Below are 634 nucleotides of genomic sequence, written 5' to 3'. Positions count from 1 at the left end.
AAGAGGACTTCCAGGCGGTCTTCGACCGCATCGAGGGGGAGACCGGGAAGCCGGTCGAGTTCAGTAAGGTCGACAGCTACGCGGCGTCCGTCGAGGCGATGCGCTCGGAGCGCGCCCACATCGCGAACTTCTCGACCGGCACGACCGCGTTCGCGGTCAACCTCGGCGGCGCGGTCCCGTTCGGGGTCGGGCTCACCCCCGAGGAGGAGTTCGGCTACCGGCTGTTCGCGACCACCCGCGCCGACGCCGACGACATCCAGAGCGTCGAGGACTTCGCCCGCGACGACGTGAAAGTCGGCCACTCCGAGCCCGCCTCGAACTCCGGACACCAGGCCCCCTCGGCCCTCTTCGACCAGTACTTCGACGTGACCGCCGAAGAGGACTACGAGGTCAACTTCTCGGGCGGCCACGGCAACACCACGCGCGGCATCGCGGCCGGCGACTACGACGCCGGCCCGATCTGCTCGACCTGTTTCGTCGACACCGTCGAGGCCCAGAGCGATCTCAGCTTCGACGATTTCAAAGTGGTGTGGGCGTCGGCGCCGTTCCCGAGCGGCCCGGTCGCGTACCGCTACAACCTCAAGCCGGAGATCCAGGAGGGGATCGAGCGCGCGTACCTCGAATCCGACTTCTC

At 67.8% G+C, this 634-nt stretch carries 1 protein-coding gene; it reads left to right on the top strand.

Annotated elements, in window-relative coordinates:
• On the top strand, positions 1–634 hold a 634-nt coding region (phnD, locus tag EXE45_RS17385; RefSeq protein WP_137695069.1), incomplete at both ends, for a phosphate/phosphite/phosphonate ABC transporter substrate-binding protein.

It is taken from the genome of Halorubrum sp. SP9 (assembly GCF_005435015.1).
GTDB lineage: Archaea > Halobacteriota > Halobacteria > Halobacteriales > Haloferacaceae > Halorubrum > Halorubrum sodomense.
The sequence above is the reverse complement of the archived record's forward strand: the minus strand, read 5'-3'. Positions and strand labels throughout refer to the sequence as shown.